The sequence below is a fragment of the Pseudonocardia parietis genome (assembly GCF_017876315.1).
Lineage (GTDB): Bacteria > Actinomycetota > Actinomycetes > Mycobacteriales > Pseudonocardiaceae > Pseudonocardia > Pseudonocardia parietis.
On the sequence record NZ_JAGINU010000001.1, the window covers coordinates 6,950,838 to 6,976,330 of the forward strand.

At 75.0% G+C, this 25,493-nt stretch carries 21 protein-coding genes; 9 read left to right on the top strand and 12 right to left on the bottom strand.

The window, feature by feature from the left end:
• The first annotated feature begins 1 nt into the window (after position 1).
• Positions 2–490, top strand: a complete 489-nt coding sequence (locus JOF36_RS32840) for a PAS domain-containing protein (RefSeq protein WP_210034536.1) — start codon at positions 2–4, stop codon at positions 488–490.
• A gap of 94 nt (positions 491–584) precedes the next feature.
• On the opposite strand, the gene JOF36_RS32845 is transcribed toward JOF36_RS32840, so the two are convergent.
• Positions 585–1,313 (bottom strand): uracil-DNA glycosylase, encoded by a 729-nt coding sequence (locus JOF36_RS32845; protein WP_210034537.1) that lies wholly within the window; start codon positions 1,311–1,313, stop codon positions 585–587.
• Positions 1,310–2,263: a Ppx/GppA phosphatase family protein gene (locus JOF36_RS32850; RefSeq protein WP_210034538.1), complete on the bottom strand. Its 954-nt coding sequence runs from the start codon at positions 2,261–2,263 to the stop codon at positions 1,310–1,312. Before JOF36_RS32850 ends, JOF36_RS32845 begins: the two co-directional genes overlap by 4 nt.
• 151 nt (positions 2,264–2,414) lie before the next feature.
• Here JOF36_RS32850 and JOF36_RS32855 point away from each other — a divergent pair, with 151 nt between their 5' ends.
• A complete protein-coding gene (locus tag JOF36_RS32855; protein ID WP_245353013.1) occupies positions 2,415–4,022 on the top strand; it encodes an acyl-CoA dehydrogenase family protein in 1,608 nt (535 codons plus the stop codon).
• Here the strand turns inward: JOF36_RS32855 and JOF36_RS32860 are convergent.
• From JOF36_RS32860 to eno, 3 genes are all read right to left on the bottom strand, one after another.
• Positions 4,006–4,578, bottom strand: coding sequence for a DUF501 domain-containing protein (locus JOF36_RS32860; RefSeq protein ID WP_210034541.1), 573 nt, complete (start codon positions 4,576–4,578; stop codon positions 4,006–4,008). The two genes, JOF36_RS32855 and JOF36_RS32860, sit on opposite strands and share 17 nt — an antisense overlap.
• Positions 4,579–4,582: 4 nt before the next feature.
• Complete coding sequence (locus JOF36_RS32865) at positions 4,583–5,173, bottom strand: FtsB family cell division protein (protein WP_210034542.1); 591 nt, start codon at positions 5,171–5,173, stop codon at positions 4,583–4,585.
• A gap of 183 nt (positions 5,174–5,356) precedes the next feature.
• Positions 5,357–6,652 (bottom strand): phosphopyruvate hydratase, encoded by a 1,296-nt coding sequence (eno, locus tag JOF36_RS32870; protein ID WP_210034543.1) that lies wholly within the window; start codon positions 6,650–6,652, stop codon positions 5,357–5,359.
• A 140-nt stretch (positions 6,653–6,792) separates the two neighbouring features.
• Here eno and JOF36_RS32875 point away from each other — a divergent pair, with 140 nt between their 5' ends.
• From JOF36_RS32875 to efeB, 4 genes are all read left to right on the top strand, one after another.
• A complete protein-coding gene (locus JOF36_RS32875) occupies positions 6,793–7,212 on the top strand; it encodes a tetratricopeptide repeat protein (RefSeq protein ID WP_372447436.1) in 420 nt (139 codons plus the stop codon).
• 195 nt (positions 7,213–7,407) lie between these two features.
• Entirely contained in the window at positions 7,408–8,235 is an 828-nt protein-coding gene (gene efeU / locus JOF36_RS32880) for an iron uptake transporter permease EfeU (protein WP_210034545.1), read from the top strand.
• Between the two features lie 41 nt (positions 8,236–8,276).
• On the top strand, positions 8,277–9,419 hold the full coding sequence (gene efeO / locus JOF36_RS32885; RefSeq protein ID WP_210034551.1) for an iron uptake system protein EfeO: 1,143 nt from the start codon (positions 8,277–8,279) through the stop codon (positions 9,417–9,419).
• Positions 9,416–10,642: an iron uptake transporter deferrochelatase/peroxidase subunit gene (gene efeB, locus JOF36_RS32890; RefSeq protein WP_210034552.1), complete on the top strand. Its 1,227-nt coding sequence runs from the start codon at positions 9,416–9,418 to the stop codon at positions 10,640–10,642. The genes efeO and efeB overlap by 4 nt, the downstream gene beginning before the upstream one ends.
• Here the strand turns inward: efeB and JOF36_RS32895 are convergent.
• The 6 genes from JOF36_RS32895 to JOF36_RS32920 all read right to left on the bottom strand — a co-directional run bounded on the left by JOF36_RS32895 (position 10,615) and on the right by JOF36_RS32920 (position 21,566).
• Positions 10,615–11,340, bottom strand: coding sequence for a lytic transglycosylase domain-containing protein (locus tag JOF36_RS32895; RefSeq protein WP_210034553.1), 726 nt, complete (start codon positions 11,338–11,340; stop codon positions 10,615–10,617). The genes efeB and JOF36_RS32895 overlap by 28 nt on opposite strands.
• Before the next feature lie 74 nt (positions 11,341–11,414).
• Positions 11,415–12,365 (bottom strand): nucleoside triphosphate pyrophosphohydrolase, encoded by a 951-nt coding sequence (locus tag JOF36_RS32900; RefSeq protein ID WP_210034554.1) that lies wholly within the window; start codon positions 12,363–12,365, stop codon positions 11,415–11,417.
• The gene (locus tag JOF36_RS32905; RefSeq protein ID WP_210034556.1) at positions 12,365–13,285 is read right to left on the bottom strand and encodes a SurA N-terminal domain-containing protein; all 921 of its coding nucleotides are present in this window, start codon (positions 13,283–13,285) and stop codon (positions 12,365–12,367) included. The genes JOF36_RS32900 and JOF36_RS32905 overlap by 1 nt, the downstream gene beginning before the upstream one ends.
• A 12-nt stretch (positions 13,286–13,297) precedes the next feature.
• The gene (locus JOF36_RS32910; protein ID WP_210034558.1) at positions 13,298–16,828 is read right to left on the bottom strand and encodes a S41 family peptidase; all 3,531 of its coding nucleotides are present in this window, start codon (positions 16,826–16,828) and stop codon (positions 13,298–13,300) included.
• A gap of 44 nt (positions 16,829–16,872) precedes the next feature.
• Positions 16,873–20,490, bottom strand: a complete 3,618-nt coding sequence (gene mfd, locus JOF36_RS32915; RefSeq protein ID WP_210036408.1) for a transcription-repair coupling factor — start codon at positions 20,488–20,490, stop codon at positions 16,873–16,875.
• 167 nt (positions 20,491–20,657) lie between these two features.
• A complete protein-coding gene (locus tag JOF36_RS32920) occupies positions 20,658–21,566 on the bottom strand; it encodes an alpha/beta fold hydrolase (RefSeq protein ID WP_210034560.1) in 909 nt (302 codons plus the stop codon).
• Positions 21,567–21,888: 322 nt separating this feature from the next.
• On the opposite strand from JOF36_RS32920, the gene JOF36_RS32925 reads away from it, so the two are divergent.
• The gene (locus tag JOF36_RS32925) at positions 21,889–23,208 is read left to right on the top strand and encodes an amidase (RefSeq protein WP_210034562.1); all 1,320 of its coding nucleotides are present in this window, start codon (positions 21,889–21,891) and stop codon (positions 23,206–23,208) included.
• A 57-nt stretch (positions 23,209–23,265) separates the two neighbouring features.
• Here JOF36_RS32925 and JOF36_RS32930 read toward each other — a convergent pair whose 3' ends face one another.
• On the bottom strand, positions 23,266–24,093 hold the full coding sequence (locus JOF36_RS32930; RefSeq protein ID WP_210034563.1) for a siderophore-interacting protein: 828 nt from the start codon (positions 24,091–24,093) through the stop codon (positions 23,266–23,268).
• Positions 24,094–24,243: 150 nt separating this feature from the next.
• Here JOF36_RS32930 and nthA point away from each other — a divergent pair, with 150 nt between their 5' ends.
• Positions 24,244–24,831 (top strand): nitrile hydratase subunit alpha, encoded by a 588-nt coding sequence (gene nthA, locus JOF36_RS32935; RefSeq protein ID WP_210034564.1) that lies wholly within the window; start codon positions 24,244–24,246, stop codon positions 24,829–24,831.
• Positions 24,828–25,487, top strand: coding sequence for a nitrile hydratase subunit beta (gene nthB, locus JOF36_RS32940; RefSeq protein WP_210034565.1), 660 nt, complete (start codon positions 24,828–24,830; stop codon positions 25,485–25,487). The genes nthA and nthB overlap by 4 nt, the downstream gene beginning before the upstream one ends.
• Positions 25,488–25,493 lie beyond the last annotated feature (6 nt).

A 25,493-nucleotide genomic window follows, 5' to 3' on the forward strand; every position in this document is an offset into this window, starting at 1 on the left:
CATGGACCCCACGCTGCCCTCGACGGACACGAACCTGGTCGCGAGGTCGATCCTCTCCGGCCCCGACGCGATCATCGCGGCGGACCGGGGCGGCGTCATCACGTACTGGAATCCCGGTGCCCAGCGGATCTTCGGCTTCTCCGCCGAGGAGGCGACCGGCCGATCGCTGGACCTGATCATCCCGGAGCGGTTGCGGAACGCGCACTGGACCGGGTGGCAGCACGTGATGGAGACCGGCCGGAGCCGCTACCACGACGACGATCTGCTCGCCGTGCCCGCGCTCCGCCAGGACGGGAGCACGATCTCGGTCGAGTTCAGCATCAGCCCCATCCTCGACGACGACGCCGGACTGGTCGGCATCGCGGCGACCCTCCGGGACGTCACCACCAAGTTCCAGGAGACCCGGGCGCTGCGCCGTGAGGCCCGGGAACTGCGCCGCCGCCTCGAGGAGCCCGCTCCGGACTCCCCGGCCACCGCGGTGGAGTCCTGACACCTGGTTCTCCGGGGCCGGTGCGTATCGGTGAGCAGAGCAAAGCGACCGCGGGACAACCCCCTGACCTGCCGATCGCCCGACGAGGGACCGACTACGGCCCGGTCGGCGAGAGCCCGCCGGCGCGGGCGGCGTCGGCCAGGACCTGCTCGAGCATCGCCGGAGTGAGGCGTCCGGTGAAGGTGTTCTGCTGGCTCACGTGGTAGCAGCCGAACAGCTCCAGCGGCTCCCGCCCGGGGCCGGAGGGCTGCAACGTCACCGACGCCCCGTGGCCGAACTTCGGTGCAGGCCGGGGAATCGACCAGCCGGCACCGGCCAGCACCGGCAGCAGCGCCTGCCAGCCGAACCCGCCCAGAACCATGATCGACCGCACGGTCGGTGAGAGCAGGTCGAGCTCGCGTTCCAGCCAGCCGCGGCAGGTGTCGCGCTCGGCCGGAGTCGGCTTGTTCGCCGGTGGTGCGCAGTGCACCGGCGCGGTGATCCGGACGCCGTACAGCTCGAGGCCGTCGCCCGGGTGGACCGCCGTGGGCTGGGACGCGAGGCCGACGGCGTGCAGCGCCGCGTACAGCACGTCGCCGCTGCGGTCGCCGGTGAACATCCGCCCGGTGCGGTTGGCGCCGTGCGCGGCGGGTGCGAGCCCGACGATCAGCATCGACGCGTCGGCCGGGCCGAAGCCGGGCACCGGCCGTCCCCAGTAGGTCTGGTCACGGAACGCGGCCCGCTTCTCGATCGCGACCTGCTCCCGCCACTCGACCAGCCGCGGGCAGGCCCGGCACTCGGAGATCTCGCGGTCGAGCGCCGCCACCGCCTCCGTGACGCTCATGCGATCGAACGCGCGATGCCGTCCAGGATGTCGTGCTCGGAGACGACGATGCGCTCGATCCCGGCGCGCGCGTGCAGCTCGTCGGCCAGCGCCTGCACCACCAGCGAGCCGGCGCCGATCACGTCGACCCGGCCCGGGTGCAGCGCGCCGTGCTTCTCCCGCTCGGTGCGCGAGGACCGGATCAGCAGGTCCGCGACCCGGTGCAGCTCGTCGCGCGAGAGCCTCGACAGGTGTACCCGCTCGGGGTCGTACTCCGGGAGCTCCTGCGCGATCCCGGACAGTGTCGTGATCGTCCCGGCGACGCCGACCCAGGTCTTCGCACCCTCCACCGGAACCGACGCGAAGGCCTCCGCCAGCACCTCGGACGCGACCCGGCGCGCCTGGTCGATCTGCTCGGAAGACGGCGGATCGGACGGCAGGCACCGTTCGGTCAGCCGCACCGATCCCATGTCCACCGACCGTGCCGCCGTCACCTCGGCGACGCCGTCGCGCAGCTCCCCGACGACGACCTCGGTGGATCCCCCGCCGACATCGGTGACGACGAACGGACCGTCGTCCGGATCCAGGTCACCGACCGCACCGACGAACGACAGCTGCGCCTCCTCGTCCCCGGTGATGATCTCCGCCTCGACCCCGAGGGTGTCGCGCACCATCGAGAAGAAGTCCTCGCGGTTGGCCGCGTCGCGGGTCGCCGAGGTCGCCACCATCCGCACCCGCTCGGCGCCCTTACGACGCGCGGCGACGGCGTAGTCCACCAGCGCGGCCCGGGTCCGCTCCAGCGCCTCCGGATCGAGCCGCCCGGTCGCGTCGACGCCCTTGCCGAGCCGGACGATCCGCATCTCCCGGTGGAGATCACGCAGGTCGCGATGCCCGTCGAAGGACTCGGTGACGTCGGCGACGAGCAGCCGGATCGAGTTGGTCCCGCAGTCGATGGCGGCCACCCGCGACATAGGCACTCCTAGAGCTGTGGGCGACTGGGAAGACGACGGTCACCGTACGCGGAAGTCGTGGCCTCCGACCGGCCGGCAAATTACTCTCGGGTACGTGACAACGACGCACACCCGGCCGGCGGCGTCAGCCCGCCCGGCCCCGCTGGCCGACCTGGGCACGCACGACGTCACCAACCAGGTCCCGCCCCGGGCCGACGGCGACCTGCTCTCCGCCGATCCCGCCGTCGTCGAGGCGCTCGATCGTGAGGGCGGCGACCGGGCGGTCCTCGAACGTCTGGCCGGGGTGCTGGGCACCGCGGAGCACCGCGAGCACGCGCGCACCGCCAACATCCACGCGCCGGAGCTGCGCACCCACGACCGCACCGGCCACCGGATCGACGAGGTCGACTTCCACCCGTCCTGGCACGAGCTGATGCGGGTCAGCATCGAGCACGGGCTCGCGGCCGCGCCGTGGTCCGCGGCCCCCGGCACCGGCGCGCACGTCACCCGGGCCGCCGGGTTCTACCTGAGCTCGCAGATCGAGCAGGGACACCTCTGCCCGATCTCGATGACCTACGCGGCGGTCCCGGCACTGCGCCACGCCCCGGAGCTCGCCGCGGCCTACGAGCCCGGCCTGACCGCACGTTCCTACGTCCCCGGCCTCGCCGACCCCTCCGCGAAGGCGGGCCTGCTCGCCGGGATGTCGATGACCGAGAAGCAGGGCGGCTCCGACGTCCGGGCCGGCACCACCGTCGCCCACCCCCGGCCGGACGGCAGCTACCGGCTGACCGGGCACAAGTGGTTCACCTCGGCGCCGATGAACGACCTGTTCCTCACCCTGGCCCAGGCGCCCGGCGGGCTGACCTGCCTGGTCCTGCCCCGGGTCCTGCCGGACGGCACCCGCAACGCTATCCGGCTGCAGCGGCTCAAGGACAAGCTCGGCAACCGGTCGAACGCGTCGTCGGAGATCGAGTACGACGGTGCGGTCGGGTGGCGGGTCGGTGAGGAGGGCCGCGGCGTCCGGACGATCATCGAGATGGTGTCGATGACCCGGCTCGACTGCGTCCTCGGGGCAGCAGGCACCCAGCGGGCCGCGGTCGTCGAGGCCGCCCACCACGTGGCGCACCGCTCGGCATTCGGCGTCCGGCTCGCCGACGCGCCCCTGATGCGCGAGGTCGTCGCGGACCTGGCCGCCGAGACCGAGGCCGCGACCGTCCTCGCGCTGCGACTCGCCGGTGCGGTCGACCGCGGGGAGACGGCGCTGCTGCGCCTCGCCCTGCCGGTCGCCAAGTACCTGGTGTGCAAGCGGACCTCGGCCGTCGTTGCGGAGGCCCTGGAATGCCTCGGCGGCAACGGCTATGTCGAGGAGTCCGACCTTCCGCGCCTCTACCGGGAGGCGCCGCTGAACTCGATCTGGGAGGGCTCGGGCAACGTCACCGCGCTCGACGCCCTACGCGCGATCGCCCGCGAACCGCACGCCGTGGACGCGCTGCTGGCCGAGATCGACCTCGCCGCCGGTGCCGACCCGCGGCTCGACGCGGTCACCACCGCGCTGCGCACCGAGCTGGCCGCGCCGCAGGAGCGCCGGGCGCGCAGGCTCGCCGAGCTGGCCGCGCTCGCGCTGCAGGGCTCGCTGGTGGTGCGCCACGCCCCGGCCGAGGTCGCCGACGTGTTCCTGGCGACGCGACTGGATGCGGCCGGCCCGCTGCGGACCGCCGGGACGAGGCCCGGGTCGGACGCGATCGGGACCGTGCTGGAGCGGGTCACCCCGCAGGCGTAGCCGGGTCCGGGGTCGCCGGGTCCGGGGTCGCTGCGCCGCACTCCCCCGCCCCCCACCACGCGCCGATCTCGGCGAGGGCCTCGTCGCCGAACGGGTTCACCCCGGCCCCCACGGCGAGGGCGTGCGCGACGTGCACGTGCAGGCACTTCACGCGGTCCGGCATACCCCCGGCCGTGACGTCCGGGTGCGTGGGCAGCGGCTCGATCGCATCCCGCTCGGCGAGGTAGGCCTCGTGCGCGGCCCGGTAACGCCGGGCGAGATCGGGATCGAGTTCGAGCCGGTCCTGCATCTCCTTCATCCGGCCCGCGGCCTCCAGGGTCCCGAGCCGCGACGACAGCCGGGGACAGGTGAGGTAGTACAGCGTCGGGAACGGGGTGCCGTCCGGCAGCCGCGGTGCGGTCTGCACGACGGTCGGATGCCCGGACGGGCAGCGGTACGCGACCGCCAGGATCCCGCGCGGGGCTCGCCCGAGCTGACAGGCGACGGCGTCGAGGTCGTCCTGGGAGACGGGGCCGGTCTCCAGGCCAGGGGGCCGGTGGTCCTGCGGAGCGCTCACCCGCTCATCGTCGCGGTTCGCCCGAGACGTCGTCCCACAGGGTGCGGAACCACGGCACCCCGGGCTCGGCCTGGCCGTCCTCCACCACCGGGGCGGGCGGGGCCGGGAACTGCACGACGTAGGGGGTCTCGCCCGGCGTCACCATGCCGAGCCGGGTCCGGGCCTGCGCCTCGACCTCGGCCGGGTCGGCGAGCCGGGCCCGGTCGGCCGCCAGCCGGGCGACGTCGGCCTCGAGTGCCTGCTGCTGCTCGGAGACGGCGGCGAGCTCCTGGCGCTGGCCGACGAAGTTGTGCAGCGGGACGGCGACGGTCAGCGCCAGCGCGCAGACCACGAGCGCGAGGATCGCGGCCCGCTTGGTCGACGACAGGCCGAGCAGCCCGGTCGTCCGCGCGACGACCTCCCCGGCCCGTGAGCGGGCCCGGGTCAGCCGGGGCCGCGCCGGCGCCGGGCCGGACGGCCGGGACCGAGCCGGCGCGTCGCGGGAGCGCTCGGCCGAGCGGGACGGCGCCGCCCGCGGCTTGGCCGCCGCGCGGGTCCGCCCGGTTCCGGAGGAACGCGCCCGCGCGTCACGGCTACGACCGCGCGTATCGCCCATGCGTCCTCCTCGTCCGGTCGGGCGGTCCCGGCCCCGGTGTCGCCCGGGATCGGATACCGCTGCGTGTGCGTCACCCCCAGGATGCCGCCCGATCGGGCGTCGGGCCGGGTGCCGCGCCGGGCGGACCCGTCACGGCACCCGATCCGCCACAGTCAGCACGGATACTCGCTCCGCAAGCTCCGCTCAGGCCTGACCCGGCACCTGGTACCGCGGGAACGCCAGCTCGCCGTTGTAGCGGGCGGCGTCACCGAGCAGCTCCTCGATGCGCAGCAGCTGGTTGTACTTCGCCACCCGTTCGGACCGCGCCGGGGCACCGGTCTTGATCTGGCCGCAGCCGGTGGCGACGGCGAGGTCCGCGATGGTGACGTCCTCGGTCTCCCCCGAACGGTGGCTCATCATGCAGCGGTAGCCCGAGTTGTGCGCCATCGTCACCGCGTCGAGGGTCTCGGACAGCGTCCCGATCTGGTTGACCTTGACCAGCAGCGCGTTCGCGGCGCCGCGGGCGATGCCGTCCTCCAGGCGTTCCGGGTTGGTGACGAACAGGTCGTCGCCGACCAGCTGCACCTTGTCGCCGATGGACTCGGTCAGCGACACCCAGCCGTCCCAGTCGTTCTCGTCCAGCGGGTCCTCGATGGACACCAGCGGGTAGGCCTCGGTGAGCTCCTTCCACACCTCGGCGAGCTTGTCCGCGGACAGCTTCTTGCCCTCGAAGGCGTACTTGCCGCCCTCGTGGAACTCGGTCGCCGCGACGTCGAGCGCCAGCACGACGTCGGTGCCGAGGGTGTATCCGGCCCGCTGCACCGCCGCGGCGATGAGGTCCAGCGCCCCACGGGTGCCGCCCTTGACGTCCGGGGCGAACCCGCCCTCGTCGCCGAGACCGGTCGAGAGGCCCTTGTCCTTCAGCTCGGCCTTCAGCGCGTGGTAGACCTCGGTCCCCCAGCGCAGCGCCTCGCGGAACGTCTCCGCACCGATCGGCGCGATCATGAACTCCTGCACGTCGACGGAGGTGTCGGCGTGCGCTCCTCCGTTGAGGATGTTCATCATCGGCACCGGCAGCACGTGCGCGTTGGAACCCCCGACGTAGCGGAACAGCTCCAGCCCGGACGACTCCGCGCCGGCCTTCGCCACCGCGAGCGAGACGCCCAGCAGCGCGTTCGCGCCGAACTTCGACTTGTCCGGGGTGCCGTCCAGATCCACCAGCCGCTGGTCGACCAGCCGCTGGTCGACCGCCTCGACGCCGACCAGCTCGGGGCCGATCTCGTCGAGGACCGCCGCGACGGCCTTCTCCACGCCCTTGCCGCCGTACCGGTTCTTGTCGCCGTCGCGCAGCTCGACGGCCTCGTGCTCACCGGTCGATGCGCCCGACGGGACCGCGGCACGGGCCAGCGTGCCGTCGTCCAGTGCGACCTCGACCTCCACCGTCGGGTTACCCCGCGAATCGAGGATCTCGCGTGCCCCGACCTGCTCGATGACCGCCACCGTGACTCCTGTTCTCATGGGGGGCTCGTTCGGGGGCAGCGTAGTCATCGACCGGCGGCCCGCGGGCGGCGCTGCGACCCCCGTCTCCGTCGGAGCTGGAACGGACCTCGCGTCGGGCACGAATCGCACCTAACGTGGGGATGACCATGAGCAGTCGACACGCGCACTCCACGGACCCGATCGCCGCGTTCCGGCGTGCCGAGGAGCTGCTCTCCCGGCGCCGCCCGCTCGAGGCACTGGACGCCCTGCGCGCCGTCCTCGACGCCGGGAGCACCGGCGGTTCCCCGGACGCCTCGGTGCACCTGCTCGCCGGTCGCGCGTACCTGGACTCCGCGCAGCTGCGCAAGGCCGAGTCGGCGTTCGGCCGAGTCATCGAGATCGATCCCGCGGACCACTACGCGCGCTTCGCACTCGGCAAGGCACTGCAGCGCCTGGGTCTGCTCGCCGAGGCCGAGACCCAGCTGAAGATCGCCTCGGCGATGGACCCCCGGCCGGAGTACCAGGAGGCGCTCGGCGAGGTGCGGGCCCGGATCGCGCTCGCCGACGACGACACCCCCTGACGACACTGCCGAGAACAGCGGCACGAACGCCCTGACCTGGGGCGAAGCGGACTCCGAGGGCGCTGCGGGACCTTCGGGGAGGAAGCCGACGCACCCCTTCCGGGACCCCTGTGCCGAGGCTAGCCTTCGCCCTGGGCAGCGCACCCTCACCTCGCGTCTGCCGTACCGGCACGAGGTCGGAGGGACGCCCCCGTCATGCTCGGAAACGCCCTCATCGGCCTGCGCGAAGGACTCGAGGCCTCCCTCGTCGTGGCGATCCTCGTCGCCTTCCTGGTCCGGACCGGGCGGCGACCGGAACTGCCGAAGGTCTGGCTCGGCGTCGGGATCGCCGTCGCGGTCAGCGTCGGCGTCACGCTCGGGCTGACCCTCACCCGGCAGGCGCTGACGTTCGAGGCGCAGGAGGCACTCGGCGGCTCCCTGTCGATCGTCGCGGTCGGCTTCGTCACCTGGATGATCTTCTGGATGCGCTCGCACGGCCGCACGCTGTCGGCCGAGCTCGAGGGCAGGCTCGACGAGGCGGTCGCGATGGGCTCGTGGGCGGTCGTCGTGATGGCCGCACTGGCCGTCGGCCGGGAGGGCCTCGAGACCGCGGTCTTCTTCGTCGCCGCCGCGCAGGCCGCGGGCGAGACGGCGGGTCCGCTGGCCGGCTTCCTCACCGGGATCGCCGTCGCGGTCGTCCTCGCGTACCTGATCTACCGCGGCGCGCTGCGGATCGATCTCGGGCGGTTCTTCACCGTCACCGGCTTCCTGCTGGTCCTCGTCGCCGCCGGGATCCTCGCCTACGGCGTGCACGACCTGCAGGAGGCCGGGGTCCTGCCGGGCCTGTCCACCCTGGCGTTCGACGTGAGCGCGGCCGTCCCACCCGACTCCTGGTACGGCACGCTGCTGAAGGGGACGCTCAACTTCTCCCCGCGGACGACCGTGCTGGAGGCCGTCGTCTGGTCGGTCTACGTCGTGGTGGTCCTGGCCCTGTTCCTGCCTCCGACCCGCCGCCGCACCCGCCCGGCACCGAGCACCTCGTGACCGTCCCGGGCCCCGGCGCCCTCTCGCCCCGCAGGAGAACCATGTCCCCCCACGCGCGCACGGCCGCAGGCCTCGCTGTCCTCGCCCTCGCCGCGGCCGCCCTGACCGGCTGCACCTCCACCGCACCCGGCGCCGCGGGCGGCGACGGGCCGATCACCGTGACCGGGACCGACACCGCCTGCGAGGTCTCCGCCGCGCAGGCACCCGCCGGGACGATCACCTTCCGGATCACCAACGCGGGCTCGAAGGTCACCGAGTTCTACCTGTACGGGACCGGCGACCGGATCATGGGCGAGGTCGAGAACATCGGTCCCGGCCTGTCCCGCGACCTGATCGTCGAGGTTCCCGACGGCGGGACCTACTCCACCGCCTGCAAGCCCGGCATGTCCGGCGACGGCATCCGGGCGCCCTTCACGGTCACCGGCTCGGTCGCCCGCTCCACCGACGGCGACGCCCGGCTCGCCGAGGCCACCACCGGCTACTCGCGCTACGTCGCCTCGCAGGTCGGAGCACTCGTGCCGAAGACGCAGGAGTTCGTCGACGCGGTCAAGGCCGGTGACGTGGCCACGGCCAAGACCCTGTTCCCGGTGGCACGCACCTACTGGGAGCGGATCGAGCCGGTCGCGGAGTCGTTCGGCGACATCGACCCGAAGATCGACGGCCGGGAGGACGACGAGCGCGATCCCGGCGTGCCGTTCACCGGGTACCACCGGCTGGAGAAGGACCTCTGGGTGACCGGACTGCAGCCCGACTCGCCGATGATCGCCGACCGGCTGATGACCGACATCAACGACCTGGCGAACCGCACGGCGACCGTCGAGCTCACCCCGGTGCAGCTGGCGAACGGCGCCAAGGAGCTGCTCGACGAGGTCGCCACCGGCAAGATCACCGGGGAGGAGGACCGCTACTCGCACACCGACCTCTGGGACTTCCAGGCCAACGTGGAGGGCTCGCAGGCCGCGGTGGCCGCGCTGCGTCCGGTGATCGACGCCGAGGACCCGGCCCTGGGCCTGCTGCTCGACGAGCGGTTCCAGGCGGTGGACACGCTGCTGCAGGGCTACCGCGTCGGTGACGGCTACCGGCTCTACACCGAGCTGACCCCGGACGACATCAGGAGGATGACCGCGGCGATCGACGCCCTCGCCGAGCCCGTCAGCAGGGTCGCGGGGACCGTGACCGCGTGAGCCCGCTCCAGGTGACCCGCCGGGGGCTGCTCGGCCTGGCCGGCGCCGGTGCGGTGCTGGCCGGGGCGGGCGCCGCCGCGGGCTACGGGTTCTCGACGGGAGCGCCCGACGACGTCGTCGGGTTCCGGGGCGCACACCAGGCCGGGATCACCACCCCGGCCCAGGACCGGTTGCACTTCGTCGCGCTCGACCTGACCACCACCGACCGCGCCGCCGTCGACGACCTGCTGCGACGCTGGACGGTCGCCGCGGAGCGGATGACGGCCGGCCGGGAGACCGCCGACCGCGGCGCGATCCCGGCCGACGTCCACGACGCCCCGGCCGACACCGGGGAGGCGCTCGGATTGCCCGCGGCCGCGCTGACGCTGACGTTCGGGGTGGGGGCCACCCTGTTCGACCGGCTCGGCATCACCGACCGTCGCCCGGCGCCGCTGGCCGAGCTGCCGGGGTTCCAGGGCGACCGGCTCGACCCGGCACGCTCCGGTGGGGACCTGTGTGTCCAGGCGTGCGCGAACGATCCGCAGGTCGCAGTGCACGCGGTCCGGAACCTGGTGCGGGCGGGCTTCGGCGTCACCGAGGTCCGCTGGTCACAGCTCGGGTTCGGGCGGACGTCGTCGACCTCGACCGGCCAGGACACCCCGCGCAACCTGTTCGGTTTCAAGGACGGCACCAACAACCTCAAGGCCGAGGAGCCGGCGCTGCTCGACGACCACGTGTGGGTCGGCGACGAGGGCCCGGACTGGTTGCGGGGCGGCTCCTACCTGGTCGCCCGGCGGATCCGGATGCACATCGAGACCTGGGACCGGACGTCGCTGGACGAGCAGCAGCGGATCGTCGGCCGGGACAAGGGCGAGGGGGCGCCGCTCACCGGCACCGCCGAGTTCGACATCGCCGACCTCGCCGCGACCGGGCCGGCCGGGCCGGTGATCGCGGACGACGCGCACATCCGGCTGGCCTCGGCCCAGCACAACGGCGGGGCCCGGATGCTGCGCCGGGGCTACAACTTCGTCGACGGTTCCGACGGCCGCGGTCACCTCGACGCCGGGCTGTTCTTCGTCGCGTTCGTCCGGGACCCGCAGCGCCAGTTCGTGCCGGTGCAGCGCGAGCTGGCCCGCTCCGACCGGATGATGGAGTACCTGCAGCACACCGGGTCGGCCGTCTTCGCGGTCCCGGCCGGTCTGCGCGACGGCGACGACTACTGGGGTCGCACGCTGCTGGCGTAGCCGGCGGCGGCGGACCAGACGTCGCGGGCGTAGCTGTCCGAGGCGTTGTAGGCGAGCACGCCGTCCCACCAGTCGTCGCCCTCGGCGACGTCGCGCCCGCTCGAGCACAGGTACCCGGCCGCGGCGAGTGCGGCGTCGTCGACCTGCTGGGGGTCGGCGACGCCGTCGTCGTTCCCGTCGGCGCCGTGGCGGGCCCAGGTCTCGGGCAGGAACTGCATCGGACCGACCGCCCGGTCGAGCACCGGATCGCCGTCGAGCCGGCCGCCGTCGGTGTCGGTGACCCGGCGGGTGCCGTTGTCGCCGTCCAGCGCGATGCCGACGATCGGCGGGTCGGCCCGGCCGTCGCTTCCCGGGCGGGCGCCCCCGATCCGCGCGTGCCGGGACTCGATGCTGCCGATCCCGGCCAGGGTCGACCAGCTCAGCCCGCACTGCGGGGTGCGTTCGCGCTGGCGTACCTCGGCGGAGGCGTAGGCCGCGAGGGTGCGCTCCGGGATGCCGGTGTCGCGGGCGGTCGCGCGGGCCCAGCCGGCGGCGTCGGTGCCGGCCGGCAGCGCGGCGACGGCCGGGGGCGGGCTGTCCGGGTCCACCGGGGTGCGCGGCGACGACGGCCGCCGGTCCGTGCCCACCATCACGAGGACGGCGAGCAGGGCGAGGACCACGACGGTGCCGAGGATCGCGAACAGCGACCGGATGCGCATTTCCTCCACGCTACCGAGCCGTAGCCGTGCGCGTGGTGGCCGCAGCGGGAGGTCAGGGCGAGGTCAGGGCGAGGTCAGGGCGACTGCCAGTACCGGCGCCAGTCGGGGCCGGTCAGGGCGTGCGGGTCCTTCCCCTCCGCCGCGGCGGCCTTCTCCGCGGAGCGGACCCGGGCCTCGAACGCGCGGGCGACCGAGCGCAGCGCGGCCTCCGGGTCGCCCCCGCCGAGCTGGGTGAGCGCGGCCAGCCGGAACAGCCGCTCCCCCGGGTCCTCGCCGTCGGGCAGCAGGTCGGCGGGCAGCCGGGCCTTCGCCGTCCGCGACGCCAGCTTGGCGGCCAGCGCGACGGCAGGCTGGGCGGTCGCGACCCCGTCCACGCTGGACTCGCGCTGCTTCTCCGAGCGCTTCAGCTCGTCCCACCGGCGGTCCTGGTCGGCGGCGGTGGCGACCCGCTCCCCCTCGGCGAAGACGTGCGGGTGCCGCCCGACCAGCTTGTCGACCAGCCCGGTCGCGACCTCGTCGATCGCGAACGGCGTGCCGGGGTGCTCGGCGGCGACACGGGCGTGGAACAGCACCTGGAGCAGGACGTCGCCGAGCTCCTCGCGCAGCTCGGTGCGGTCGCCGTCCTCGATCGACTGGTAGAGCTCGTAGCACTCCTCGACGAGGTAGCGCAGCAGCGACTCGTGGGTCTGCTCGGCGTCCCACGGGCAGCCGCCCGGTGAGCGGAGCTCGTCCATCACGGCGACCGCGTCGAGCACGGCGTGGCCGGTCGGCGGTGGCACTGTGATCTTTCCGGTCTCGCCGGCCTCGCCGGCCTCTCCGGCGGCCGGGTGCCCGGCCGGGACGAGCAGCACGGTGCCCTCGGGCAGCGATGCGGGGTCCGTGCCGTCCCAGTCCCCGGCGCCCGCCGCGGCCCCGGCGTCGAGCCCCGGCACGCCGAGCACCTCGGTCGCCGCACGCAGGGCGGGCAGCGCGGCGGCCGGGAGCGCGGCACCGCGGCGCGGGCAGACGACGACCGTGGCGGCCATCAGCTCGCGGGCGGGGTCGGGGTGGTGCCGGCCGGCAGCACCAGCGAGGTCTCCTCCGCCGCGGGCACGGCGATCATCCGGACCGGGTCCCAGACGCCGTAGCGCGGGTTCAGCTCGACGCCGTCACGCAGGGCGGTCGGGGTCAGCAGCCGGACCCCGGCCTCGGCGAGGGTCTGCTGGTCGAGCCGGTCCGCGGCGCTCGCCTCCGGTGCAGGCGGCGGGCCGTCCAGGTTGCGGTCGGTCACCCGGACGACGACCCAGCCCTGACCGGTACCGAGCTGGAACGCGGCGACCCGGCCGGCCGGGAGACCGATCAGCGGGGTCAGCGCGGCCTGCGGGGTCTCGGCCGGGCGGATCGCCAGGTTCCGCTGGGTGGTGGCGGCACCGGCGAGCGCGGTCTCGGCGCGCTCGCCCCCGGCGGCGACCTCGTGGGCCAGTCCGACGGCCTCCTCGCGGGTCTGCGCGACGGCGACGTCGGCGGTGACCGACAGCCGGTCGATCTCGGAGCGGGCCAGCGCGACGAGCTCCAGGTCGTCCCGGACCGAGGCCCGCGGGCCGCCGATCGCGAGAGAGCCCTCGGTGACCGCCTGCTCGCCCCCCGCCCGGTCGATCTGCGCGGTCACCTGCTGCTCGGTGACCGTGATGCCCCGCTCGGCGACGGCGCGGCCGAGCAGGTCCCGGATGACGAGCTGGGAGACCACGGCGCGGCCGATGTCGGCCTCCGAGCCGCCCTGGGTCTCCAGCCCGTCGACGAGGCCGGGGCGGGTGAGCACCGAGGTGATCGCGGGCTGGGCCTCGGCGAGCGGGATCGAGCTCCCGCCGACGATCGCGGCCGAGTCTGCCCGGTTCGGCCCGGTACCGCAGCCGGCGACGAGCGCCCCGACGATCACCAGGGCGCCGAGGATCCTGCATGTCCGCACCAGGTCACCCTCTCACGGTGTGTGGCGACGATCTCCCCCACCCGGTCGGGCGGGCAGGGCCGGGCGCGCCATCGACGGGCGGGTCGCGACGTCCGGCGGCCGGGCGGGCGGGTGCTCGGCGAGGCGCGCGAGGGCGAGCTCGATCGCCCGGTCCAGCTGCGGGTCCCGGCCCGCGGCCCGGTCCTGCGGGGTCACCACGACCTCGACGTCCGGGGCGACGCCGTGGTTCTCCATGCCCCAGCCGAGATCGTCGAACCAGGTGGCGTAGCGGGGCTGGGTGATCCGGGTGCCGTCGACGAGGCCGTACCGGCCGTCGATGCCGATCACCCCGCCCCAGGTCCGGACGCCGACCACCGGCCCGATGCCGAGCCGCTTGATCGCCGCGGTGACGATGTCGCCGTCCGAGCCGGACCGCTCGTCGGCCAGCGCGACGACCGGCCCGCGGGGAGCCTGCTCCGGATACGTCGACGGCGCCCGGTGGCGGGGCAGGTCCCAGCCGATCACGGTGCGGGCCAGCTTCTCCACCACCAGCTGCGAGGTGTGCCCGCCGCGGTTGCCGCGGACGTCGAGCACCAGGCCGTCCTTGGCGGTCTCGCGGGCCAGGTCGCGGTGCAGCTGCGCCCAGCCGTACCCCATCATGTCCGGCACGTGCAGGTAGCCGAGCCGGCCGCCGGAGCGCTCGGCGACCTCGGAGCGCAGCCGGGCCACCCGGTCCTGGTAGCGCAGCTCGGTATCGGAGTGCAGCGGCCGGACCGCGACCCGGCGGACGGTGCCGGCGTCCTCGCGGTCCGGGCCGGAGCGCACGGTCAGCTCCACGGTGCGCCCGGCCGCAGACACCAGCAGCGGCGCCGCGCCCCAGTGCGGGTCGACCGGGGCGCCGCCCACCTCCAGCAGCACGTCCCCGGCCCGGACGTCGACGCCCGGCGCCGACAGCGGGCTGCGCGCGGCCGGGGCGGATGTCTCCGGCGGCAGCACCCTGGTGATCCGCCACCCGGGCCCACCGGCCACCGGTTCCAGGTCGGCGCCGAGCAGGCCGGGGCGGCCGGTCCCGTCGCCCGCGGGCCGGGTGCCGATCACGTAGGCGTGCGAGGTCCCGAGCTCGCCGTGCAGCTCCCACAGCAGGTCGAGCAGGTCGTCGTGGCTGCCCACCCGGTCCACCAGCGGGCGATAGCGGGCCGTCTCGGCGGCCCAGTCGACCCCGGCCATGTCCTCGACCCAGAAGTGGTCGCGCATCAGGCGGGCGGTCTCGTCGAACATCTGCCGCCACTCGGTGGACGGGTCGATCGTGACGACCAGCCTGCGGGTGTCGATCTCGAACTCGTCACCGCCGCCGTCCCCGTCCGGGGCCGACGAGCTGCTGCGGTCGGCGCGCAGCAGCCGGACCTTGCCGTGGTCCCGCACGACGATCCGGGTGCCGTCGCCGCTCACCGCGAACCCGGACGCCGGGTCGGCGATCACGGTGACCGAGCGCCGCGCGAGGTCGAAGCGTTCCAGTACGGCGCGTTCCCGCTCGGCGTCCTCGCCGGCGAGGCTGTCCCCGAGCACACCGCCGCCGGGCAGCCGGAGCCAGACGAGCCCGCCGGAGACCGGGGTGAGGCCGTGGTAGCGGGCGGCCTCGACCGGGATCCCGACGACGCGGTCGGCGATCCCGTCGGCGTCGACCACGACCTCCGGCGGGTCGCCGTCCTCCGCCTTCCCGCCCCGCCCCGGCTTCGACCCGGACGCGGGCGCGGCGCCGGCGGGCGCGGGGTCAGCGGACGTCGTGGCACCGTCCCCGTCGTCGTCGGGCGCGGGTTCCGGCGGAGCCGCGGGCGGGTCCTCGGGGCCCTCATCCGCGGAGTCGACCGGGCGTCCCTTCGGGCTCTCCCCGAACGGCGACGGCGTCCGCGCGGCCAGCGGCACCAGGAACGGCTTCCACCCGGTACCGAAGGTCAGGTCGAAGGAGTGCTGGTCGTAGGCCGGGTCGAACACCCGGCGGGACAGGAACGCCAGGTGCCTGCCGTCCGCGGTGAACACCGGGTCGCTGTCGTGGAAGCGGGCCGGGGTGACCTCGACGTGCTCGCCGTCGGCGACCCGGGTCAGCAGCACCCGGGACAGGCCGGCCTCGGTGGGGTCGCACCAGGCGAGCCAGGCCGAGTCGGGCGACCAGGCGAGGTCGAACGGCTCGCCCGCCCCGCCGCGGGCCAGCTCGCGCAGCTCCCCGGCATCCGGCGCCGCGTCGTCGGGGGCGTCGTCGACCACCCCGTCGTCGGGGTCGTCGTCCGAGGCGTTGCCCGGCTGCTCCGGGGCCGATCCGGTGTGCAGCACCAGCAGCCGCCCGTCGTGCGTGGTGAGCGCGACGGCCGTGCCGTCCGGGGCCGGGACGAGCTCCAGCACCCGGCCGAGTTGCCCGGCCGCGTACCGCACCCGTTCGGCGGCCTCGGGCGCGTGCGCGTCCAGCGGCGCGACACACACCGCGTCCTCGCCCTCGGCGTCGTCCACCCACACCGCGCGGTGGTCGTCCAGGGGGTGCGCCAGCCGGGCGCGTACGCCCGGTTCGGCGAGCAGGGCGCGGGCCGGGCCGTCGCGGTGGGTCAGCCGGTGCACGGTGCCGCGCACCCCGACGATGCTCGCCCGGCCGGTCCGGTCCGGCCGCACCGGCCCGAGGTCGCCGGGGATCGCGGCGCGGAACGGGTCACGGGCCGAGCGCGGGCCGCCGAGCCGGATCTCGATCCGACGGGGTCGCGACGCCGCGCCGAGGTCGTCGAGCAGGAAGATCTCGCCGGCGCACTCGTAGACGACGCGGCGGCCGTCGGTGGTGGCGTGCCGGGCGTAGAAGTCGGGCGCCTCGCCACCGGCACCGTGGTCGGTGTGGCGCCGCAGGCCATCGGCCGTGGCGGTCCCGAGGGGGACGGAGTAGACGTTGCCCCAGCCCTCGTGGTCGGAGACGAACGCCAGCCGGGGCCCGTCCGCGGTGTCGACGATCATCGGGCACTCGAGCTGGCCGTCGAGGTCGGACAGCACCCGGGTGAACTCACCGGAGCCGTCGGCGTCCAGCCAGAGCCTGCCGGCCCGCCCGCCGCGGTAGCGCTTCCAGTGCGCCGCGTCGCGGGCGCCCTCGACCTGGGTGAGCACCGCGGGGCCGTCCGGCTGGTGGGCGAGCGCGGTCAGCGAGCCGTACGGGAGCCGCCGCGGTGTCCCGCCGGTGGCCGGGACGGCGTGCGCCCAGGTCCGGGAGGTCGGGTCGTCGTGGGCGGACAGCGCGACGACCGCGCCGTCCGGGGTCCAGCCGGCGGCCCGCGTCGACGGGTCGCCCCACCAGGTCAGCCGCTGCACCCCGCCACCCTCGACACCGGTGCGGTAGACCTCCCACGCACCGTCGCGCCGCGAGGCCCACGCGACGGACGAGCCGTCCGGGGAGATCCGCGGCGCGGACACCGGCACCTCGTCGGCGGTCAGCCGGTACGCCCGTCCGCCGACGACCGGCACGGTCCACACGTCGTCCTGAGCGACCAGGACCAGGGTGTCGTCGTGCAGGTGCGGATGGCGCAGGAAAACCGGCATGGGAGAACGCTAACCCGGCGCCGGCGCCGGGTCCGGCCCGGCGATCAGGTCGCCGAGCTGTGCACCGGTGCCGGGGCCGGCACGATCTGCGCCAGCAGCTCTGCACACCAGCCGAGCAGCTCGACGTCGCGCACCGGCGCCCCGCCGATCCGGCCGCCCTGGACCGGCTTCGGCACGGTGACCATCTGCGCCGCCGCCTTGTACTGCGCCTTCGGGTAGAGCCGCTTGAGCCGCAGCTGCGCCGAGTCGGGCAGCTGCATCGGGCCGATCCGCAGCTGGGCCCCGGCCGAGGCGACCTCGCGGACGCCGAGCCGCCGGCAGAGCTGGCGGAACCGGGCCACCTCCAGCAGGTTGCGCACCGGGGTGGGCGGATCGCCGTAGCGGTCGGTCAGCTCCTCGACGATCGCGGACAGGGCCGCGTCGTCCGGCGCCTCGGCGATCTTGCGGTAGACCTCCAGGCGCAACCGCTCGCCGTCGATGTAGTCGTGCGGGACGTGCGCGTCGACCGGCAGGTCCACCCGCACCTCGACGAGCTCCTCCGGCTCGGCGCCGTCCTCGCCCGTCTGCTTCCGGAACGCCGCGACGGCCTCCCCGACGAGCCGGATGTAGAGGTCGAACCCGACGCCGGCGATGTGGCCGCTCTGCTCGGCGCCGAGGATGTTGCCCGCGCCGCGGATCTCCAGGTCCTTCATCGCGACGGCCGCACCGGCGCCCAGCTCGGAGTGCTGGGCGATGGTGGCGAGCCGGTCGTGCGCGGTCTCGGTGAGCGGGTGCTCGGGCGGGAACAGGAAGTAGGCGTAGCCACGCTCGCGGCCCCGCCCGACCCGGCCACGCAGCTGGTGCAGCTGGGACAGCCCGAGGGTGTCCGAGCGCTCGACGACCAGCGTGTTGGCGTTGGAGATGTCCAGGCCGTTCTCGACGATCGTGGTGCAGACGAGCACGTCGGACTCGCGGTGCCAGAACGCGTTGACCGTGCGTTCGAGCACCTCCTCGTTCATCTGGCCGTGCGCGACGGCGATCCGGGCCTCCGGCACCAGGTCCTGGATCTTCTTCGCCGCCCGGTCGATCGAGGAGACCCGGTTGTGCACGTAGAACACCTGGCCGTCACGCAGCAGCTCGCGGCGGACGGCGGCGGCGACCTGCTTGTCGTCGTAGGCGCCGACGTAGGTCAGGGTCGGGTGCCGGTCCTCGGGCGGGGTGGTGATGGCCGACATCTCGCGGATACCGGCCAGGCTCATCTCCAGGGTCCGCGGGATCGGCGTCGCGGACAGGGTCAGCACGTCGACGTGCGCGCGCAGCGCCGTGATGTGCTCCTTGTGCTCGACGCCGAAGCGCTGCTCCTCGTCGACGACCACCAGGCCGAGGTCCTTGTAGCGGACTCCGGTCTGCAGCAGCCGGTGCGTCCCGACGACGATGTCGACGGTGCCGTCGGCGAGCTTCCCGATCGTCTCCTTCGCCTCGGCCGTGTCGGTGAACCGGGACAGCCCGCGCACCTCCACCGGGAACGCGCGCATCCGCTCCGCGAACGTGTTGAGGTGCTGGGTGGCGAGCAGCGTCGTCGGCACGAGGACGGCGACCTGCTTGCCGTCCTGCACGGCCTTGAACGCCGCCCGCACCGCGATCTCGGTCTTGCCGAAGCCGACGTCGCCGGAGATGACCCGATCCATCGGGACCGGGCGCTCCATGTCCCGCTTGACCTCGTCGATCGCCGAGAGCTGGTCGGGGGTCTCGGTGTAGGGGAAGGCGTCCTCCAGCTCGCGCTGCCACGGGCTGTCGGCGCCGAACGCGTGCCCCGGCGACGCCTGGCGCGCCGCGTAGAGCTGCACCAGCCCGGCCGCGATGTCCTTGACGGCCTTGCGGGCGCGCCCCTTGGTCTTCGCCCAGTCCGCGCCGCCCAGCTTGTTGACGGCAGGCTGCTCGCCGCCGACGTAACGGCTGATCTCGTCGAGCGCGTCGGTCGGGACGAACAGCCGGTCGGCCGGCTGCCCCCGCTTGGAGCTCGCGTACTCCAGCACCAGGTACTCGCGGGTGGCGCCCTGGACGGTGCGTTCCTTCATCTCGACGAAGCGCCCGATGCCGTGCTGGTTGTGGACGACGTGGTCGCCGGGCGCCAGCACGGCCAGGTCGACGGCGTTGCGCCGGCGCGGGGTGGTCTTGCGCGGGGCGGCGTCCAGCCCGGCACGGCTACCGGTCAGGTCCGCCTCCGAGACCAGCACCAGGCCGACCTCGGTGGCGGTGAAGCCGTTCAGCAGGCGCCCGCAGGTGACGGTGACGACGCCCTTCTCCGGTGCGTCGGCCAGCGTCGGTACCGCGGTGGCGGGCACCTCGGCCTCGCGCAGCTGCTCCAGCGAGCGGTCGGCGGTGCCCTGCCCGGCCAGGACCAGCACGGCCGACCCGCCGGTGGCCACGTGCGCGCGCAGGTCGGTCAGCGCGCGGTCGATGTCGCCGCGGTAGGGCTCGATCTCGTGCACGGCCGGGACGATCACGTCCTCGGAGCCGGACAGCAGCGGGCTCAGCGACACCACGGGCCGGCCGCTGCCGGTGGCGTGCCGCAGCGTCGAGGTGAGGCCCTGGTAGGCCGAGGCCGAGACGTCGATCGGGGCTTCCCCGCCCGCCCCGGTCGCCAGCCAGGACGCCTCCAGGAACTCCTGACCGGTGCGGACGAGGTCGGCGCAGCGGGTGCGGATCCGCTGCGGGTCGGCGAGCAGCACCCGCGACCCGGACGGCAGCAGGTCGGTGAGCTGCTGCATCTCGGCGCCCACGAGCGCCGGGATCAGCGACTCCATGCCCTCGTCGGGGATGCCCTCGGCCAGCTTCTCCAGCAGCTCGCGCAGCGGGTTGCCACCGAGTCCGGCGGCCTCGGGCTGCTGGGCGGCCAGCGCCGCGGCCCGTTCCCGCACCGGCCCGGTGAGCAGCAGCTCCCGGCACGGCGGCACGACGACCTGCGTCACCTCGCCGACCGAGCGCTGGTCGGCGACCGAGAACGCCCGCATCTCGGACACCTCGTCGCCCCAGAACTCGACGCGCACCGGGTGGTCGGCGGTCGGCGGGAACACGTCGAGGATGCCGCCGCGGACGGCGAACTCGCCGCGGGTGGTGACCATCTCGGCGCGGGTGTAGGCGAGCTCGACGAGCCGCTCGAGCAGCGGTGCGAAGTCGTGCTCCTCGCCGACGGCGAGGCGGACCGGGGCGAGCGCACCCAGCCCCGGCGCGACCGGCTGGATCAGCGACCGCGCGGCCGTGACGACCACCCGGGGTGCGGTCGAGGCGTCGGCGAGCCGGTGGAAGATCGTCAGCCGGCGGGCCACGGTGTCCGGGCGCGGGGAGAGCTTCTCGTGCGGCAGCGTCTCCCACGACGGCAGCACGACGACCGGTGCGCCCGCGCTGTCGGTGACGGAGTCGGTGGCCGCGTCGAGCGCGTCGCCGTGACCGAGCAGATCGGACACCGCCGCGGCGAGATCCTCCGCCTCCCGGTCGGTGGCGGTCACGGCCAGCACGCAGGCGTGCTCGGCCAGGCCGGCGGCGAGCAACGGGCGCAGTGCGGCCGGGCCCTCGACCTGGACGGCCGGGGTCTCGCCGGTGCGGGTGTCGGCCGCGCGTGCGGCGTCGACGGCGGCGTTCAGTCCGGGGTCGGACAGGGCGGAGGTGAGCAGACCGGACAGGATGGCCACGACGGCGCGGACTCCTCGGGACGGGGCTGGTGCAACAGGCACGGGACAGACCCCGGCCCGGGCACGGAGCGGGGAGTCGCCCTCGACGATACGCCGGTGCGCCGACGGGTCCCCCCCGACCTGGGGCCGGGGGGAACCTCACCCGTCCACGGCGGGTGTCACCGGGCGACCGTGTCCGGCACCCCGATCGTCGCGGCGCGGGCCTCGAGCCGGTCCAGCAGTCCGGCGACGGTCTCCGGGCACTCGTAGGGCAGCAGTGCGCCCGCACCCGGGACGGTGACGACATCGGTGTGCAGCAGGCGGCGCACCGGCTCGACCAGGCGCCCGTCGCCGAGCACCGGGTCGTGCTCGCCCACCGCCACCACGGACGGCACCTCGCGCCACCGCGGCACCCACTCGGGTCGCGGCGGGGGTGTGCTGCTCATCGCCACGTGCCTGCCGACCAGGTCCAGCCACTCGACCAGCTCCGACTGCGGCTGCCAGCCGGGGCCGGCCAGGGTCGTGAGCAGCCGCTGGGCGCCGGACCGGCCGCGGGCGCCGCGCCAGGCCGCGAGGGCGGCCGCGACCTGGGGCGTCCAGGCCCGGCGCACCACACCGGTCGGTCCGGCCAGGACGAGTCCCCGCAGGTGCGGCGCCGGGCGCGCGGCCAGCGCCACCGCCGCACCGAACTCGTGCCCGAGCACGGTGACCCCGCCCGGGGACCGGCGCGCCACGTCGACGAGCAGGTCGTCGATCCAGTCGCCGTAGTCGCGCATCCGGTCGGTGTTGGGCCATCCGCCCGACCCCAGGCCCGGCTCGCCGGGCAGGTCGACGGCGACGACCCGGCGCCGGGTCGCGAGCACGGCGATGAGATCGGCCAGGGTCGCGGCGTTGGCGTGCCGCCCCGGCAGCAGCACGACGGTCCGGTCGTGCTGCTCGCCGGCGATGACCAGGTGCGCGGCGTGGTACTCCGTCCCCGCCGGACCGGGCCACAGCTCACGGCGGTGGTCCGGGAGCCGGTCGTCGAGACGGCGCTGACACCAGGACCGGACGGCGGTTTCGCCGGCCCTGCTGCGGTAGATCCACACGGTGGGGTCCCCATGCTTCTCTCGCGGGTCCGCGGCGGTGCACGCCGGGGCCCGACCTCGGATGTTCGGGATGTGCCGTCGCTCTCGGACGGTGGGTGCCGGTGCCGCCGTCGTGGCGGGCCGGAGCGGACGAGCGGTCCGCTACTGCCGGGCTGCTGGGCGGCCCGGATCTGTTCCCGGGCCGTCGTGGCCCGAACCCCGAGCATCGACCTGTCGTGACGAGACGGTCAAGGCCGGACCTCGGACAGCTGACACAGCTCACAGTTGCCGAGGCCCGGCAACGAGCGGACGGTCCGGCCGGCCCCGGCTACCGTCGATCTCCATGCCGTCGCCCCGCACCGCCCCGGCCGTGCCCGCCGGCCTGCGGGATCCGGTGGAGCACGTCACCGAGGCGCTGGAGCGGCTGCGCGCCGACCCCTACGGCGCGGTGGTGTCGCTGGACGCCGAGCGTGCCCTGCGCGACGCCGCCGCACTGCGCACCGAGCTGCACCGCGACGGCCCGCGCGGACCGCTGCACGGCGTCGCGGTGGGGGTGAAGGACCTCATCGACGTGGCCGGGATGCCGACCCGGGCCGGGTCCGCGGTCCGTGCCGAGGCCGCTCCGGCGGCCCGGGACGCACCGGTCGTCGCCCGGTTGCGCGCGGCCGGGGCCGTCGTGGTCGCCAAGCTGCACACGCACGAGTTCGGGCTCGCCCCCACCGGCGACGTCGCCGCTGAGGGGCCCGCCCGCAACCCGCACGACCCGGCGCGGATCGCGGGCGGGTCGTCGTCCGGCTCGGCCGTCGCGGTCGCCGCCGGGTACCTGCCGCTCGCACTGGGCACCGACACCGGCGGCAGCGTGCGGATCCCGGCGGCGCTGTGCGGGGTGGTCGGGCTGAAGCCGGTCCGGGGCGCGCTGCCCAGCGCCGGGACGGTGCGCCTGGCGCCGTCGCTGGACACGGTGGGGCTGCTCGCCGCGGACCCGGGCACCGCGCTGGCCGCCCGCGTCGCACTCGGTGCCGGGGCCGGCCCGGAACACCGCCCGGGCGTCGTCCGGGTCGGGCTGGCGCTCGACCCGTACTGGACGGCCGTCGAGCCCGAGGTCCGCACGGCGGTGCACCGCGCCGCGGCGGCCCTGGACCGGGCCGGCATCGACGTCACCGAGGTCACGACCCCGGGCATCGAGGAGCTCGCCGCCTGCTACATGCCGATCCTCGGACCGGAGGCGCACGCACTGCACACCCGCACGCTCGCCCGCCGGGGCGGGGACTACCAGCCGGAGTCGGCGGCCGGCCTCGCGCTGCTCGCCGACGCACCACCCGGCGAGCACGCCGCCGCGCTGCGCACCGCACGGGATCTCACCGCCCGGCTGGCCCGGCACCTGGCCGGCTTCGACGCGGTGCTGACCCCGGTCACCCGGGTCCGCGCCACCCCGCTCGGCGCCCGGCTGGTCGACGTCGACGGGGAGCGCAGCACCGTGGCCGCGGCGCTGCTGGAACCGGCGCTGCCTGCGAACCTGACCGGCTGGCCCGCGGTGAGCGTCCCGGTCGCCGGGCCGGGCCGCCCGGCCGGGGCGCAGCTGATCGGGATCGGGCCCGGGGCGGACGAGCGGCTGCTGCTCGGGCTCGCCGCCCTCGTCATCGGGGACACGGCATCGGGCTGAGGCAGAGGTACTGACCCGGAGGAACTGAGCCGGAGGAGCGGAGTCAGGAGAGCCGGGTCAGAGGAGCCCGTCGCGCGCCAGTGCCGCCTCGTAGAGGTCCAATGTCTTCTCCTCGTCGCCGGCGCCCGCGGTCTCGGCGGCGCTGTAGGCCCGCTCGTAGCGCTCCCGGTTCTCCGCCCAGCGGCGGCGGAAGGTGTCGGCGTCGCGGCGCCAGTACCCGAGCACCCCGTACGCCGTCGCCGGCAACCCCCGCTCGTGGCGCAGGTGCTTGCGGGCGGTGCGGGTCGCGGCCGCCTCCCCACCGATGTAGACGTATCCCGGGCCGTCGGGCAGCTCCAGCCCGGCGACGATCTCGGCGAGGCGGCTGGTGTGCCCGGGCGCCGGCTCGTGCCGGATGCGGACGCCGCCCGGGAAGTCGGCCGGGATCTCGTCGACCTCGAGGACGACCTCGGTGTCGATCCCGGCAGGTGTCTCGGCGACGACCCGGGCCAGTGCCGGGACGGCCGCGGCGTCGCCGACGAGGATCTGCCAGCGGGCGCCCGCCGGGCGCCGGAACCAGCTGTGCGAGCGGGAGACCTCGAGCTCGTCGCCGACCCGGGCCCGGCGCGCCCAGTCGGCGCCGATGCCGCCGGCGTGGCAGACGAGGTCGATGCTGGCCCGGGTGCCGCACGAGCTGACCTCGCGCAGGGTGTACCAGCGGCCGTACTCGTCGCGGCCGCCGTCGGCGAGCGGGAAGTGGAACACGCACGCCTCGTCCGGCACGCCGGGCAGGTCGAGCCGGGTCAGCCCGTCGCCCTCGATCTCGGCCCGCACGAATGTCTCGGACAGCCGTCGCAGGCCCACGACCCGGACCGCCGGTCGCTGCTCGGTCACCGCTGCGGTCACGCCGTCGCCTCCTCGAACATATAGGTGAGCCTCAGCTAATCACGCGCGTCAACCTGTGCTCGTCGCGCCGGCGGGTATCACGCGGATGCCGGGCCGGCCGCACCCGCGTGACACTCGACTGCCCGGCGCGAGGTCGTTAGCGTCGGTGGGATGGGCGAGGGATTGCGGGCGGTGGACGCGCGGGTGCGGGCGCTGGAGTCGATCCTGGTCGAGAAGGGCTACGTCGACCCGGCCGCGCTGGACGAGATCATCGAGACCTATCAGCACCGGGTCGGCCCCCGCAACGGTGCGCACGTCGTCGCCCGGGCCTGGACCGATCCGGCGTACGCCGAGCGGCTGGCGTCGGACGCCACGTCTGCGGTCGCCGAGCTCGGCTACGGCGGCCGCGGCGGTGAGCACCTCGCCGCGGTGTTCAACTCCGGGCGCGAGCACCACCTCGTCGTCTGCACGCTGTGCTCCTGCTACCCGTGGCCGGTCCTCGGGCTGCCGCCGGTCTGGTACAAGTCGCCGGCCTACCGGTCCCGGGCGGTGCTCGAACCGCGGGCGGTGCTCGCGGACTTCGGGACGGTGCTGGGCGAGGACGTCGCCGTCCGGGTGCACGACTCCACCTCCGAGCTGCGTTACCTGGTCGTCCCGCAGCGCCCGCCGGGGACCGACGGCTGGTCGACCGACCGGCTCGCCGCGATCGTGTCCCGGGACTCGATGATCGGCACCCGGCAGGTCGAGGTCCCGGCGTGAACGGCGCGCACGACCTCGGCGGCGCGATGGGGTTCGGGCCGGTGGAGCCGGAACCCGAGGACGTCCGGTTCCACGCGGGCTGGGAGCCGCTCGTGCTCGCGCTGACCCTGGCCGCGGCACGGCCCGGCGGCTGGTCGATCGACGAGTCCCGGCACGCCCGCGAGTCGCTGCCGCCGCCGCTCTACCTGAACCTGAGCTACTACGAGATCTGGCTGGCCGCGACGGAGAAGCTCCTCGTCGAGCACGGCCTGGTCGGCGCGGACGAGCTCGCCGAGGGCCGGTCGCTGCGCCCGGGCGCCCCCGCCCCGGCACCGCTGGACCCGGCCGGCACCGCCCGGGTGCTCGCGACGGGGGCCCCGACCGAGCGGGACGTGCCCACCCCGCCGCGGTTCGCCGCGGGCGAGCGGGTCCGCGCCCGCGTCATGCACCCGCGCGGGCACACCCGGCTCCCCCGCTACGTCCGCGGCCGCTGCGGGGTCGTCGAGTCGCGGCGCGGGGCGCACGTGCTGCCCGACGCCCGCGCGCACGGCCGTGGCGAGGCACCCGAGCAGCTCTACACGGTCGTCTTCACCGGTCCGGAGCTGTGGGGCCCGGACGCCGACCCCACCACGACGATCTCCGTCGACGCCTGGGAGAGCTATCTTGAGCCGGCCTGAAGGTCC

Bases quoted from the DNA above. Each gene is read 5' to 3' on its own strand.
- efeO (WP_210034551.1), top strand. From the start codon at position 8,277: ATGTCCCCCCACGCGCGCACGGCCGCAGGCCTCGCTGTCCTCGCCCTC.
- JOF36_RS32895 (WP_210034553.1), bottom strand. From the start codon at position 11,340: ATGCGCATCCGGTCGCTGTTCGCGATCCTCGGCACCGTCGTGGTCCTC.
- JOF36_RS32865 (WP_210034542.1), bottom strand. From the start codon at position 5,173: ATGGGCGATACGCGCGGTCGTAGCCGTGACGCGCGGGCGCGTTCCTCC.
- JOF36_RS32845 (WP_210034537.1), bottom strand. From the start codon at position 1,313: ATGAGCGTCACGGAGGCGGTGGCGGCGCTCGACCGCGAGATCTCCGAG.
- JOF36_RS32840 (WP_210034536.1), top strand. From the start codon at position 2: ATGGACCCCACGCTGCCCTCGACGGACACGAACCTGGTCGCGAGGTCG.
- nthA (WP_210034564.1), top strand. From the start codon at position 24,244: ATGGGCGAGGGATTGCGGGCGGTGGACGCGCGGGTGCGGGCGCTGGAG.
- JOF36_RS32850 (WP_210034538.1), bottom strand. From the start codon at position 2,263: ATGTCGCGGGTGGCCGCCATCGACTGCGGGACCAACTCGATCCGGCTG.
- JOF36_RS32925 (WP_210034562.1), top strand. From the start codon at position 21,889: ATGCCGTCGCCCCGCACCGCCCCGGCCGTGCCCGCCGGCCTGCGGGAT.
- JOF36_RS32910 (WP_210034558.1), bottom strand. From the start codon at position 16,828: ATGCCGGTTTTCCTGCGCCATCCGCACCTGCACGACGACACCCTGGTC.
- JOF36_RS32900 (WP_210034554.1), bottom strand. From the start codon at position 12,365: ATGGCCGCCACGGTCGTCGTCTGCCCGCGCCGCGGTGCCGCGCTCCCG.
- efeU (WP_210034545.1), top strand. From the start codon at position 7,408: ATGCTCGGAAACGCCCTCATCGGCCTGCGCGAAGGACTCGAGGCCTCC.
- JOF36_RS32875 (WP_372447436.1), top strand. From the start codon at position 6,793: ATGACCATGAGCAGTCGACACGCGCACTCCACGGACCCGATCGCCGCG.